General features: G+C 65.8%; 12 protein-coding genes. 7 read left to right on the top strand and 5 right to left on the bottom strand.

Annotated features, from left to right (window positions below; translation table 11 throughout):
* Window positions 1-523 precede the first annotated feature (523 nt).
* From urtA to ACZLZY_RS22625, 7 genes are all read left to right on the top strand, one after another.
* Window positions 524-1,795 (top strand): urea ABC transporter substrate-binding protein, encoded by a 1,272-nt coding sequence (gene urtA, locus ACZLZY_RS22655; protein ID WP_472936323.1) that lies wholly within the window; start codon window positions 524-526, stop codon window positions 1,793-1,795.
* Between the two features lie 85 nt (window positions 1,796-1,880).
* On the top strand, window positions 1,881-2,807 hold the full coding sequence (urtB, locus tag ACZLZY_RS22650; RefSeq protein WP_472936322.1) for an urea ABC transporter permease subunit UrtB: 927 nt from the start codon (window positions 1,881-1,883) through the stop codon (window positions 2,805-2,807).
* Between the two features lie 8 nt (window positions 2,808-2,815).
* Entirely contained in the window at window positions 2,816-3,961 is a 1,146-nt protein-coding gene (gene urtC, locus ACZLZY_RS22645) for an urea ABC transporter permease subunit UrtC (protein WP_472936328.1), read from the top strand.
* A gap of 11 nt (window positions 3,962-3,972) precedes the next feature.
* Window positions 3,973-4,719, top strand: coding sequence for an urea ABC transporter ATP-binding protein UrtD (gene urtD, locus ACZLZY_RS22640; protein ID WP_472936321.1), 747 nt, complete (start codon window positions 3,973-3,975; stop codon window positions 4,717-4,719).
* Between the two features lie 10 nt (window positions 4,720-4,729).
* Window positions 4,730-5,419 carry an urea ABC transporter ATP-binding subunit UrtE gene (gene urtE, locus ACZLZY_RS22635; protein ID WP_472936320.1) on the top strand — a complete coding sequence of 230 codons (690 nt, stop codon included), beginning with the start codon at window positions 4,730-4,732 and terminating at the stop codon, window positions 5,417-5,419.
* Window positions 5,420-5,476: 57 nt separating this feature from the next.
* A complete protein-coding gene (fmdA, locus tag ACZLZY_RS22630) occupies window positions 5,477-6,709 on the top strand; it encodes a formamidase (RefSeq protein WP_472936319.1) in 1,233 nt (410 codons plus the stop codon).
* A 1-nt stretch (window position 6,710) separates the two neighbouring features.
* A complete protein-coding gene (locus tag ACZLZY_RS22625; RefSeq protein WP_472936318.1) occupies window positions 6,711-7,040 on the top strand; it encodes an FmdB family zinc ribbon protein in 330 nt (109 codons plus the stop codon).
* An 84-nt stretch (window positions 7,041-7,124) separates the two neighbouring features.
* Here ACZLZY_RS22625 and ACZLZY_RS22620 read toward each other — a convergent pair whose 3' ends face one another.
* The 5 genes from ACZLZY_RS22620 to ACZLZY_RS22600 all read right to left on the bottom strand — a co-directional run bounded on the left by ACZLZY_RS22620 (window position 7,125) and on the right by ACZLZY_RS22600 (window position 12,688).
* A complete protein-coding gene (locus ACZLZY_RS22620) occupies window positions 7,125-8,150 on the bottom strand; it encodes an ABC transporter ATP-binding protein (RefSeq protein WP_472936327.1) in 1,026 nt (341 codons plus the stop codon).
* Window positions 8,143-9,147 (bottom strand): ABC transporter ATP-binding protein, encoded by a 1,005-nt coding sequence (locus ACZLZY_RS22615; RefSeq protein WP_472936317.1) that lies wholly within the window; start codon window positions 9,145-9,147, stop codon window positions 8,143-8,145. Before ACZLZY_RS22615 ends, ACZLZY_RS22620 begins: the two co-directional genes overlap by 8 nt.
* The gene (locus tag ACZLZY_RS22610; RefSeq protein WP_472936316.1) at window positions 9,144-10,016 is read right to left on the bottom strand and encodes an ABC transporter permease; all 873 of its coding nucleotides are present in this window, start codon (window positions 10,014-10,016) and stop codon (window positions 9,144-9,146) included. Before ACZLZY_RS22610 ends, ACZLZY_RS22615 begins: the two co-directional genes overlap by 4 nt.
* Complete coding sequence (locus ACZLZY_RS22605) at window positions 10,013-11,035, bottom strand: ABC transporter permease (protein ID WP_472936315.1); 1,023 nt, start codon at window positions 11,033-11,035, stop codon at window positions 10,013-10,015. Before ACZLZY_RS22605 ends, ACZLZY_RS22610 begins: the two co-directional genes overlap by 4 nt.
* Window positions 11,036-11,131: 96 nt before the next feature.
* The gene (locus ACZLZY_RS22600; RefSeq protein ID WP_472936326.1) at window positions 11,132-12,688 is read right to left on the bottom strand and encodes an ABC transporter substrate-binding protein; all 1,557 of its coding nucleotides are present in this window, start codon (window positions 12,686-12,688) and stop codon (window positions 11,132-11,134) included.
* Window positions 12,689-12,779: the final 91 nt, after the last annotated feature.

Genomic DNA, 12,779 nt, shown 5'->3' with positions numbered 1-12,779 from the left:
TCACTCCGATGTCCCCCGCATCGATGGCGTGGGGACGAGTTCAAACATGGGTCAATTCTCGATGGAAAAACCGAGGCTGCCTGGGTCAGCTCTCAGTGGAAATCAACAGTGAAGCGCAGCGCGTAATCCTCGAGGGTCTCGTTGGCGACCCATTGGTTATAGCTGCGGCGGACCCGAAGAATACGCTGTGGCGCTGTCGAGAACTCCGTCATCGGCATGCAACGGCAAGACGTGCCCACACAGGCGAGCGCCCGTTTAGGTGATCGGCCCAAATTGACCCGTTGGCAGACTGTTGTTGCAGCGCAACTAACTTTCTTCGTGGTTTCTCTTGCAAAGCAAACGGCATCCTTCCTCCAGACATATGTATCCAGCGGTCGGTAGGGGCCGAAGGTCTGCATCTTCGTTGTTGGGCAAGAAATCGGAATACGTATTTCAACGTATGTTGCGATGCGAGATTGCGGCGGATGATCCACGACGTCAACCGATCGCCGCTTCCCGACCGATCACTCAACAGGGGTATGCCATGAAAGACCCGACGACGATTTCAGCCGGGCTGCGTTCGCCTTTGCGGCGACGGCTGCTGCTCGGCTCGGCCGGCCTTGCATTGGCCGCCATGCTGCCGGGCGCGGCGTGGGCGCAGGCCAAGCCGACCGCCGAGGTCAACACGACCAAGCTCGCGGTCACCGACGACACCGTCACCGTCGGCATTCTACATTCCGTCACCGGCACGATGGCGATCAGCGAGACCGGCTCGGTCCAGGCCGAGAAGCTCGCCATCGACCAGATCAACGCGATGGGCGGCGTGCTCGGCCGCAAGATCCAGGTGATCCAGGAAGACGGCGCCTCGGACTGGCCGACCTTCGCCGAGAAGGCGAAGAAGCTCCTGGTCGAGGACAAGGTCGCCTCGGTGTTCGGGTGCTGGACCTCCGCCTCGCGCAAGGCGGTGCTGCCGGTGTTCGAGCAGTATGACGGCATGCTCTACTACCCGACCTTCTATGAAGGCCTCGAGGAGAGCCCGAACGTCATCTACACCGGACAGGAAGCGACGCAGCAGATCCTCGCCGGCCTCGACTGGGTGACCCGCGAGAAGGGCGCCAAGAGCTTCTACCTTCTCGGCTCGGACTATATCTGGCCGCGCACCTCCAACAAGATCGCCCGCAAGCACATCGAAGACCATCTCGGCATGAAGGTCGTCGGCGAGGACTACTATCCGCTCGGCCACACCCAGTTCAACTCGGTGATCAACAAGATCAAGCTGAAGAAGCCGGACGTGATCTACGCCATCGTCGTCGGCGGCTCGAACGTCGCCTTCTACAAGCAGCTGAAGGCGGCCGGCATCGACATGACCAAGGAGAAGCCGCTGGTCCTGACGATCTCGGTGACCGAGGACGAGATCCGCGGCATCGGCGGCGAGAACATCGTCGGCGCCTATGCCGCGATGAAGTATTTCCAGAGCCTCGACAACCCAAACAACAAGGCCTTCGTCGACGCCTTCAAGGCGAAGTGGGGCAGCGACATCGTCATCGGCGACGTGACCCAGGCCGCCTATCTTGGCCCCTGGCTCTGGAAGGCCGCGGTCGAGAAGGCCGGCAGCTTCGACATCGCCAAGATCCGCGATGCCTCGCCGGGGATCGAGCTGACCACGGCGCCGGAAGGCTACGTCAAGATCCACCCGAACCATCACCTCTGGTCGAAGACCCGCATCGGCCACGCCAAGGCCGATGGCCAGTACGAGCTGGTCTATGAGACGCCCGACCTGATGGAGCCCGACCCGTTCCCGGAGGGCTACCAGTAAAGCCGGCTATGCAGCCCGGTTCCGCCCCTGCGGGACCGGGCAGTTCGGGCCCGAAGCGGCCGCATCCTTCCTTCAGGAGCAGTGCATGTTCGCGGAATACAGCTGGAGCGAGCTCAGTTCGATCTTCATCATGCAGGGTTTTGCGGGTCTCGTGCTGTTCTCGGTGCTGGTCCTGATGGCGCTCGGGCTCGCCATCATCTTCGGGCAGATGGGCGTGATCAACATGGCGCACGGGGAGTTCATGATCCTCGGCGCCTATGTCACCTATCTCTGTTCCAGCTTCTTCCAGGCCTTCGCGCCCGCCTTGATGGGGATCTCCTTCTTCATCGCCATGGCGCTCGCCTTCCTCGCCAGCGGGGCGCTCGGCATGGTGGTCGAGCACTGGCTGATCCGCTTCCTCTACAAGCGCCCGCTCGACACGCTGCTGGCGACCTGGGGTCTGTCGCTGATCCTGCAGCAGGCCTTCCGCAGCATTTTTGGCGCGCGCGAGGTGGGGGTCACGCTGCCGGACTGGATGATGGGCTCGATGCAGCTCAGCGAGACGGTGGAGGTGCCGATCAACGGCCTCATCGTCATGGCGATCACGCTCCTCATCACCTTCCTCGTCTACCTCGTGATGTTCCGCTCGCGCTGGGGCTCGCAGGTCCGCGCCGTCATGCAGAACCGGGTGATGGCGGGTGCCGTCGGCATCGATACCGAGAAGGTCGACCGCGTCACCTTCGGCCTCGGCTGCGGCATTGCGGGCGTCGCAGGCAGCGCCTTCACGATGATCGGCTCGACCGGGCCGAGCGCCGGGCAGCTCTACATCGTCGACACCTTCCTCGTCGTCGTCTTCGGCGGCGCGGCGAGCCTCCTCGGCACCGTCGCCTCGGCCTTCACCATCTCCCAGGCGCAGTCGACGCTCGAATTCTTCCTCTCCGGCTCGATGGCCAAGGTGCTGACGCTCCTCACCGTCGTCGGGATCATCATGCTGCGGCCGCAAGGCCTCTTCGTCCTCAAGGTGCGCCGATGAAAACCGCGATGCGACGCTTCCTGCCCGGCGGCGACCGGACCGAGCTGACCTTCTTCCTGCTCCTCGCCGCCGTCCTCCTGCTTCTGATTCCAGGCCTCACCGACGTGTTCCGGCTGAACCTCTTCGGCAAGTACCTGACCTACGCCTTCGTCGCGGTCGGCCTGGTGCTGTGCTGGGGCAGCGCGGGCATTCTCAGCCTCGGCCAGGGCATCTTCTTCGGCCTCGGCGGCTACTGCATGGCGATGTTCCTGAAGCTCGAGGCCTCGACCCCCGAGGCCACCGCCATCCAGTCGACCCCCGGCATTCCCGACTTCATGGACTGGAACCAGGTCACCGAGCTGCCCTTCTTCTGGCAGCCGTTCCACTCCTTCGGCCTGACGCTCGCGGCCGTCGTGCTGGTGCCCGCCGTTCTCGCCTTCATCATCGGCTTTGCCATGTTCACGCGGCGGGTCGGCGGCGTCTACTTCGCCATCATCACCCAGGCGATCGCCGCGATCCTCACGATCCTGATCATCGGCCAGCAGGGCTATACCGGCGGCGTCAACGGCATCACCGACCTGCGCACGCTGCTCGGCTGGGACATCCGCACCGACGAGGCCAAGTTCGCGCTCTACTTCGTCAACGCCCTCCTTCTGCTCGGGGCCATTGCGCTGGCCATGGTCGTGCGGGCCTCCAAGCTCGGCCGCATCCTCGTCGCCCTGCGCGATAAAGAAGACCGGGTGCGCTTCTCCGGCTACGACGTCGCCGGCTTCAAGATCTTCGTCTTCTGCTTCGCCGCGGCGCTCGCCGGCGTCGGCGGCGCGATGTTCACGCTGCAGGTCGGCTTCATGTCGCCGACGCTGATCGGCATCGTGCCTTCGATCGAGATGGTGATCTATTGCGCCGTCGGCGGCCGGCTGTCGCTGATCGGGGCGGTCTACGGCACGCTCCTCGTCAACTGGGCGAAGAGCTCGTTTTCCGAGAGCTTCCCCGAGCTCTGGCTGTTCGCCATGGGCGCGCTGTTCATCGCCGTGGTGCTGGCTTTCCCCAGCGGTCTCGCCGGTCTCTACACCACCCATGTCGAGCCGCGGCTGAAGCGCCTGCTGGGCCGCCGCGCAGCTGCCCCGACGGCTGGCCGCGAGGCCGTCGCGCCCGCCGGCACCCCCGCAGAATAGGAGACGGGCCGATGCCGACCGAGAACGATTTTCTGCTGGCGGTGGAGAGCCTCACCGTCTCCTTCGACGGCTTCAAGGCGGTAGACGATCTGTCCTTCTACGTCGACGAGAATGAGATCCGGGTGATCATCGGGCCGAACGGCGCCGGCAAGACCACGGCGCTCGATCTCATCTGCGGCAAGACCCGCGCCACCAGCGGCTCCATCCGCTTCCAGGGCAAGGAGCTGACGGCGATGAAGGAGCACCAGATCGTCCATGCCGGCGTCGGCCGCAAGTTCCAGAACCCGTCGATCTACGACGACCTCACCGTCTTCGAGAACCTCGAGATCTCCTATCCCCGCGGCCGTTCGGTGCTGGGCGCGCTGACCTTCAAGCGGGACGCCGCCGTGCGCGACCGGGTCGAGGAGATCGCCGAGACCATCTTCCTTTCCGACCACCTGCAGCGCCGGGCGGAGTTCTTGAGCCACGGCCAGAAACAGTGGCTGGAGATCGGCATGCTGCTGATCCAGGACCCCGAACTCCTGATGCTCGACGAGCCGGTCGCCGGCATGAGCGTGGCGGAACGGGTGAAGACCGCCGAACTCCTGCACCGGATCATCGCCGACCGCTCGGTGATCGTCATCGAACACGACATGAAGTTCGTCGAGGACATCGCCCACCGCGTCACCGTGATGCACCAGGGCAAGGTGATCTCCGAGGGGACCATGGCGCACGTCAAGGCCGACCCGAAGGTCGTCGACGTCTATCTCGGACATTGAGGCGAAAGCGATGCTCCACGTATCCAACCTGCATGCCGCCTATGGTTCGAGCGAGGTCCTGCACGGGCTGAACTTTGCCGTCGCGCCGAACGAGATCGTCGCCATCATGGGCCGCAACGGCATGGGCAAGACGACGCTGATGAAGTCGCTGATCGGCATCGTGCCGGCGACCGGCGGCAGCATCCAAGTGGGCGGCGCCGACGTCACCCGCGCCAAGAGCCACGAGCGGGTGAAGAGCGGCATCGGCTACGTGCCACAGGGGCGGATGATCTTCTCGGCGATGACGGTGCGCGAGAACATCGAGACCGGCCTCACCGTCACCGGCGAGCGCGACGTGCCGGACGATATCTACGAACTGTTCCCGGTGCTGCTCGACATGCGCAAGCGGCGCGGCGGCAACCTGTCGGGCGGCCAGCAGCAGCAGCTTGCCATCGCCCGCGCGCTCGCCGCCCGGCCGAAGGTGCTGCTGCTCGACGAGCCGACCGAGGGCATCCAGCCCTCGATCATCCGCGAGATCGCCCGCACCTTGAAGAAGATCCGCGACGAGAAGGGCCTGTCGATCGTCGTCTCCGAACAGGTGCTCTCCTTCGCCTTGGAGATCGCCGACCGGGTGCTCGTCCTCGAGAATGGCGAGCTCGTCCACGACGAGCCGATCGCCAAGGTCGACGAGGCCCGCATCGCCCGTTTCCTGTCGGTCTGACCCCGGCAGCCTATTCCCCCAAACCCCATCAGGACCATCAGCAGCAGGAGCCGCGCCATGACCGACACCCTCATCAAGGTCGATCTCGACACCTCGCCCTATGACAACGAGATGATCCACAACCGCTGGCACCCGGATATCCCGATGGCCGTCTGGGTGGAGCCCGGCGACGACTTCAAGGTCGAGGCCTATGACTGGACCGGCGGCCAGATCAAGAACGACGATTCCGCCGCCGACGTGCGCGACGTCGACCTGAAGCAGGTGCACTTCCTGTCCGGCCCGATCGGCGTCCGGGGCGCCGAGGCGGGCGACCTCCTCGTCGTCGACATCCTCGACATCGGCACCTTCGACAACAGCCTCTGGGGCTTCAACGGCTTCTTCTCCAAGCAGAATGGCGGCGGCTTCCTTACCGAGCACTATCCCGAGGCGCAGAAGTCGATCTGGGATTTCGAGGGCATGTTCACCAAGTCGCGGCATGTGCCGGGCGTGCGCTATGCCGGCCTGATCCATCCCGGCCTGATCGGCTGCCTGCCCGACCAGAAGATGCTGGATACCTGGAACAGCCGCGAGAAGGCGCTGTTCGACACCGATCCGGACCGCGTGCCGATCCTGGCGGCGCTGCCGGACGGCGGTCCGAGCGCCCACATGGGCAAGCTGAAGGGCGAGGCGCGCGACAAGGCGGCGGCCGAGGGCGCGCGCACCGTGCCGCCGCGCGAGCATGGCGGCAATTGCGACATCAAGGACCTGTCGCGCGGCTCGAAGATCTACTTCCCGGTCTATGTCGACGGTGCCGGCCTCTCGATGGGCGACCTGCACTTCAGCCAGGGCGATGGCGAGATCACCTTCTGCGGCGCCATCGAAATGGCCGGCTGGCTGCACATTAAGGTGACGCTGATCAAGGACGGCATGGCGAAATACGCCATCAAGAACCCGATCTTCCGGCCGTCGCCGATCGTGCCGCGCTATGACGACTTCCTGATCTTCGAGGGCATTTCCGTCGACGAGGCCGGCACCCAGCACTACCTCGACGTCCAGGTCGCCTATCGCCAGGCTTGCCTCAACGCCATCGCCTACCTCAAAAACTTCGGCTATTCCGGCGCGCAGGCCTATTCGATCCTCGGCACCGCGCCGGTGCAGGGCCACATCTCCGGCGTCGTCGACGTTCCCAACGCCTGCGCCACGCTCTGGCTGCCGACCGACATTTTCGAGTTCGACATCATGCCGGGCGCCGACGGCCCGAAGAAGTTCCTCGATGGCTCGGTCCAGATGCCGCTGGCGCCGGATCTCTGAGATGCCGTTCTACGACTATTCCTGCCGGGACTGCGGCAGCTTCACCCGCCTCCGCCCCATGGCGGCGGCGGCCGAGCCCTCCGAATGCCCCGGCTGCGGCGCCGAGGCGCGCCGCGTCATCCTGACGGCCCCCGGCATCGCCAACATGGATGCCGGGCGCCGCGGTGCGCACGCGACCAACGAGCGCAGCGCGAACGCCCCGAAGCTTGCCTCGAAAGGCCATGGCGCCGGCTGCGGCTGTTGCGGCCCAAAGCCCAAGGGCCTCATCCCCGCCGCTGCCAGTGCGGCGAAGGGCTTTCCCGGAAAACGGCCGTGGATGATCAGCCACTGATGCGACAGTGATGCACTCACGGGAACTTTAACGTCCACGGGGCGAGCAGACGCCAACGTGGACGATCGTCTGGCCCGTTACAGCTCAAAGCGATGCGATGAGCGGGAAATGGCAGGCAACACTATGGCCGGACGACAGTTCGGCGAGCGGCGGCTCTGTTGCCGCGCAGAGCGCTTGCGCTCTGGGACAGCGGGTTCGGAAGCGGCATCCGGAAGGCGGGCTGGCGGGACTCGGCACGTCGCCCTCGAGGACGATCCGCGTGCGCTGGCGCTCGCGCACGGGATCGCCGAGCGGAGCCGCCGAGAGCAGCGCTGCCGTGTAGGGATGCATCGGCCGGGCGTAGAGATCGTCGCGTCGCGCCGTCTCGACGATCTTGCCGAGATACATTACCGCCACCCGGGTCGAAATGTGCCGGACGACCGAGAGGTTGTGGGCGATGAAGAGGTAGGAGAGGCCGAGCTCCTCCTGCAGGTCTTTCAACAGGTTGAGGACGCCGGCCTGGATCGAGACGTCGAGGGCCGAAACCGGCTCATCGAGGATGATCACGTCGGGCCCGAGCACCAGCGCCCGGGCAATGCCGATGCGCTGCCGCTGGCCGCCGGAAAAGGCAAAGGGGTAGCGGTCGTAGTGCTCCGGCAAGAGGCCGACGCGCCGCATCGCCTCGGTGACGCGGCTCTTCTTCTCGTCGACGCTCAGGGTCAGGCCGCGCAAGGACTCGCCGATGATCTCGCCGGCGGTCATGCGCGGGTGCAGCGAGGCGTAGGGGTTCTGGAAGACGATTTGCAGCCGGCGGCGGTGCGGCCGCATCTCGGCCGGCGAAAGCTTTACGAGGTCCGTGCCGCCGAACAGGATCTCGCCGGCGGTCGGCGCGACGAGGCGGATGACGCTGCGCGCGAGCGTCGACTTGCCGCAACCGGATTCGCCGACGAGGCCGAGCGTCTCGCCGCGGTGGAGGTCGAAGGAGACGTCCGAAACGGCCTGCACAGCGCCGACCTGTCGCTCGATGATCAGCCCCTTGCGGATCGGGAACTCGACCGTGAGGTTGCGCACCGAGAGAACCGGTTCGATTGCAGCTGGCGTTGTTGTGGTCGTCTTGCGTGGATCAGCCAACACGGGCGGCCTCCGTCAGCGGCAGGTCGAACTCGCCGGCGCGATGGCAGGCGGCCATGCTGGGGCCGAACCAGTGGAAGTTTGGCTCCTCTTGCGCACAAAGCGGAAGAGAAACGGGGCATCGCGGATGAAAGGCACAGCCACTCGGCCGGTCGGCTGGCGAGGGTGGCGTGCCGTCGATCGCCACGAGACGCTCCGGCGTGTCGTCCGACGAAGGCATCGCCCGCAACAGGCCGCTTGTATAGGGATGCCGCGCATGGGCGAAGACGTCGAGCACCGGGCCGCGCTCGACGATCTTGCCGGAGTAGAGAATGGTCACCCGGTCCGCGAGGCCGGCGACGAGGCCGAGATCGTGGGTGATCAGCACCAGGCCGAGATTGCGCTCGCGCCTCAGCTTGTCGAGCAGCTCGACGATCTGCGCCTGGATGGTGACGTCGAGCGCGGTCGTCGGCTCGTCGGCGATCAGCAGTTCCGGATCGTTGGCGATGGCCATGGCGATCACCACGCGCTGGCGCATGCCGCCGGAGAATTCGTGGGGATACTGGTCGATGCGCTGTTCCGGCGAGGCAATGGCCACCTGGCCGAGCAGGTCGATCGCGCGGAGCCGCGCCCCGCGGCGGGACAATTGCGGCTCGTGGATGCGGATGCCCTCGATCAGCTGCGCGCCGACGGTCATCACCGGATCGAGTGCCGTCATCGGGTCCTGGAAGATCATGCCGATCCGCTTGCCGCGGATCTTTCGAAGCTCCCGCTCGGGGCGGCCCAGCAGTTCCTCGCCATCCAGTCGCACCGAGCCGCTGACGGTGGCGCTCTTCGGCAGCAGGCCGAGCACTGCCAGCATGGACAGGCTCTTGCCCGAGCCGGATTCGCCGACGAGGCCGAGGATTTCGCCGCGGTCGACCTCGAGGTCGACATTGCCGACGGCCAGCACGTCGCGGTCGCGCTGGCGCAGCGAGATCTGCAGGCCGCGGACGCTGAGAAGCTGTGGCGCGCTCATGACTGCATGGTCCGGGGATCGAGGAGGTCGCGGATCCCATCGCCGATGAACGAGAAGGCGAGCGACAGCGACAGGATGGCAAGGCCCGGCCCGGTGGCGATCCACCAACTGTAGAAGCTCGCCGCGCCCTCGGAGATCATCTGCCCCCATTCCGGCGTCGGCGGTTTGGCGCCGAGGCCGATGAAGCTGAGACCGGCGATCAAGAGGATCACCTGGCCGACGTCGATCGTCGCGTTGACGAGGATCGGGCTCCAGCACAACGGCACGATGTGCTTCAAGAGGACGCGCCGCGAGGAGACGCCGGTGGCGACGGCCGCCTCGACATGATCGAGCGAGCGCACGGTGATCACCTGCGCCCGCATCAGCCGGGCATAGACCGGCCACCAGACGATCACCATTGCAAGCCCGGCATTGACGAGACCAGGGCCGAGCGAGGCGGCAATCGCCATGGCGAGCAGCATGGGCGGGAAGGACAGGGTGATGTCGGCCAGCCGCATGATCGCCCCATCGACAACGCCGCCGACAAAGCCGGCGATCGCGCCCAGCGCACAGCCGATGGCCACCGCGATGGTGAGCACCGAGAGGGCGATCGGCAGCGAGAAACGGGCGCCGTAGAGCGTGCGGACCAGCACGTCACGGCCGAGCGAATCCGTGCCGAGCCAGTGCTGCCAGCTCGGCATCTGCAACCGCTTGCCGGCCAGCGTCACGGGATTATACGGCGACCAGAGGTCGATCGTCACGGCGACGATGATCCAGGCGGCGACGACGATCAGGCCGACAAGCACCGGTCCGCTGATCCAGCGCGGCAGGAAACGGCGGCGGCGGACCGGTGCCGCGGCGATGACGGGGAGGGCGGGCAGCACGGTCATCGCCCACCTCCCACGCGGACGCGGGGATCCGCTGCGGCATAGGCGACGTCGGTGACGAGATTGGCGATGAGGAAGGAGAGGCCACCGACAATGGTGACGCCGACGATCGCCGGATGATCGAGCGAGCGCGCGGCATCCACAGCATAGGAGCCGATGCCGGGCCAAGCGAAGATCGTCTCGGTCAGCACCGCGCCGGTGATGAGATAGGCGAAGGTGAAGCCGAGGATGGTCAAGGTCGGGATCAGCGCGTTGCGCAGGCCATGGTTCAGGAGCACCCGCCATTCGCTGGCGCCCTTGGCGCGCGCGGCGAGGACGAAATCCTGGGCCATCACGTCGAGCATGGCGGCGCGCACCAGACGGGCGACGATGCCGGTCACCGTCCAGCCAAGCACCAGCGCCGGCAGGATGAGATGCGACAGCACCTCGCGGAATTTTGCGAAGTCACCCGCGATCAGCGTGTCGACCGTGAAGAAGCCGGTGACGAATGCCGGCGCGGCGGTGCGGGTGTCGAGCCGGCCGGGGCCGGGCAGCACGCCGAGCCTGACGGAGAAGACGAAGAGCACGAGGAGGCCCAGCCAGAACATTGGGACGGACGATCCCATCAGTGCGAACACCCGGATCAGGGAATCGACCATGGTGTCGCGGTATTTGGCGGCGAGCACGCCGAGGCCGATGCCGGAGACGGCGCCGACGATCACCGCGGCGATGACGAGCTCGAGCGTTGCCGGCAGGCGCTGGGCGAGGTCGCTCGCCACCGGCTGCTTGGTGCGGAAGGACGTGCCCATGTCGCCGCGCGCGAGGTTGCCGACATAGATCGCGTAGCGCTCGGGCAAGGTGCGATCGAGGCCCCATTTCGCCTTGGCGGCGGCCACGATGGTCGGATTGTTCATCTGCCGCTCGCCGATGATCGAGGCCAGCGGGTCACCCTTGGTGAACTGCGACAGCAGGAAGGCCACGGTGATGATGCCGAAGACAAGCAGCGGCATCATCAAAAGGCGGCGCAGGATGGTTCTCGACATTCTGTTTCCCGCCCAGGGCCCGGCGGTCGCCGCGGACCCTTCATTGTGTCGGTTATCTGCCGAATGATCCGGCGATGGACTCCCGTGCCGATGGGACTACTCGCGGCTCAACTGGTCGAGCGCGAGGTTGCAGCAGGCGCTGTAGCGCACACCCTTGACGCCCTTGCGCGAGGCCAGCACCAGGTCGGGACTGACCAGCGGAAGGATGATCTTCTCGTTGATCATCTCCAGCGCGATCGCTTTGTAGGCGGCATCCATCGCGTCGCCCGAGGCCGCCATCGCCTGCTTGAACAGCTCGGCTTCCTTCGGGTTGGCGACGCCTTCGACCTTGCCTGCGCCGGCGCGCTTCGCCCAGGCATTGCCCTCGATCATCGAGAAATACTGCACGTACTGGGCCGAGCCGAAATAGTCTGGGGCATAGTAGACGGCGGTCATCGGGATTCCGTCACCGGCGACCTCCTCGCGCCAGACGGCGAAGGTGGTGGGGGTCAGGTTGATCGTCACGCCGATGCGGGCGAGATCCTGCTGCACCTTCTGCATCATCAGCGAGATGTCGACGCCATAGGCGTTGACCGCCGGATAGTGCGCCTCGATGGTGAAGCCGTCGGGCACGCCGGCTTCCGCCATCAGGGCCTTCGCCTTGTCGAGGTCCTCCTTCGGCATCGGCAGGTCGCTGGTGCCGGGAAAACCGTTGGGGATGGCGACCGGCTGCAGCTTGCCCTTGCCGCCGACGGTGAAGTCGATCATCGCGTCATAGTCGATGGCGAGCGCGATCGCCTCGCGTATCGGCTTGGTCAGCGGGGTGGTGTTGCCCTTGGCGCCGGGGCTGAGCGCGACATAGAGGAAGTTGAAGGATGGCACGGTGTCGAGCACCACGTCGGGATTGCTGAGCGAGGCGGCGGTGTCCGGGTCGATCTGCATGGCGATGTCGGCGGCGCCCGATTCCAGCATCTGTGCCTGGGCGACCGCGTCCGCCGTCTGCTTCATGATCACCTCGGCGATCGCCGGCTTCTTGCCCCAGTAGTTCGGGTTGGCGGCAAAGCGCAGCTCGGCGTCGGCGGTGTAGGATTCCAGTGTGTACGGTCCGCTGCCGGCGGAATTGGCGAAGAACCACGCATCCGACGTGTCGGCCGTCGCGGCATCGTCAGCGGCGCTGGCGCCGTTGGCCTCGGCCAGCTTCTTGTTGACGATGCCGGCATAGGACGCCGCGAGGATGCCGAGGAATTCTGAATTCGGCTCCTTCGTCTTGAACACCACGGTCTTTTCGTCGGGTGTCTCGATCGCGGTGACCGAGTCCATCAGGAAAGAGGGGTCGCCCTTGATGTTCTTCAGCCGCATCATCGAGAAGGCAACGTCTGCCGATGTCACCGGCGCGCCGTCGGCGAAGACGGCGGCGGGCGCCAGGCTGAAGGTGAATTCGGTCTGGTCGGCATTGGCCTTCCAGCTGGTGGCGAGCTTCGGGACGAGCGTCTTGTTGTCGTCGCCGAGCGTCACCAGCGTCTCGTAGACCGCCGAGAGGTAGATCTGGCAGGTGTCGCAGAAGCCGCGGGCCGGATCGAGCGAGTTGACGTCCATGTTGCGGGCGACGACCAGCGCCTCATCGGCGGCCCGTGCGGTGGACAGTGGCGCAGCCAGAAGGGAGGCGCCCAGCATGAGGCTGGCAATGCGGGACTTGATCGAGCTTCGGGTCGTCATCGCGGCACACTCCGTTGGGCTGATACAGGATATATCAAACGGCTGAACA

Source organism: Mesocryomonas lacus (assembly GCF_055730135.2).
This window is presented reverse-complemented; position numbering and strand designations above follow the sequence as displayed.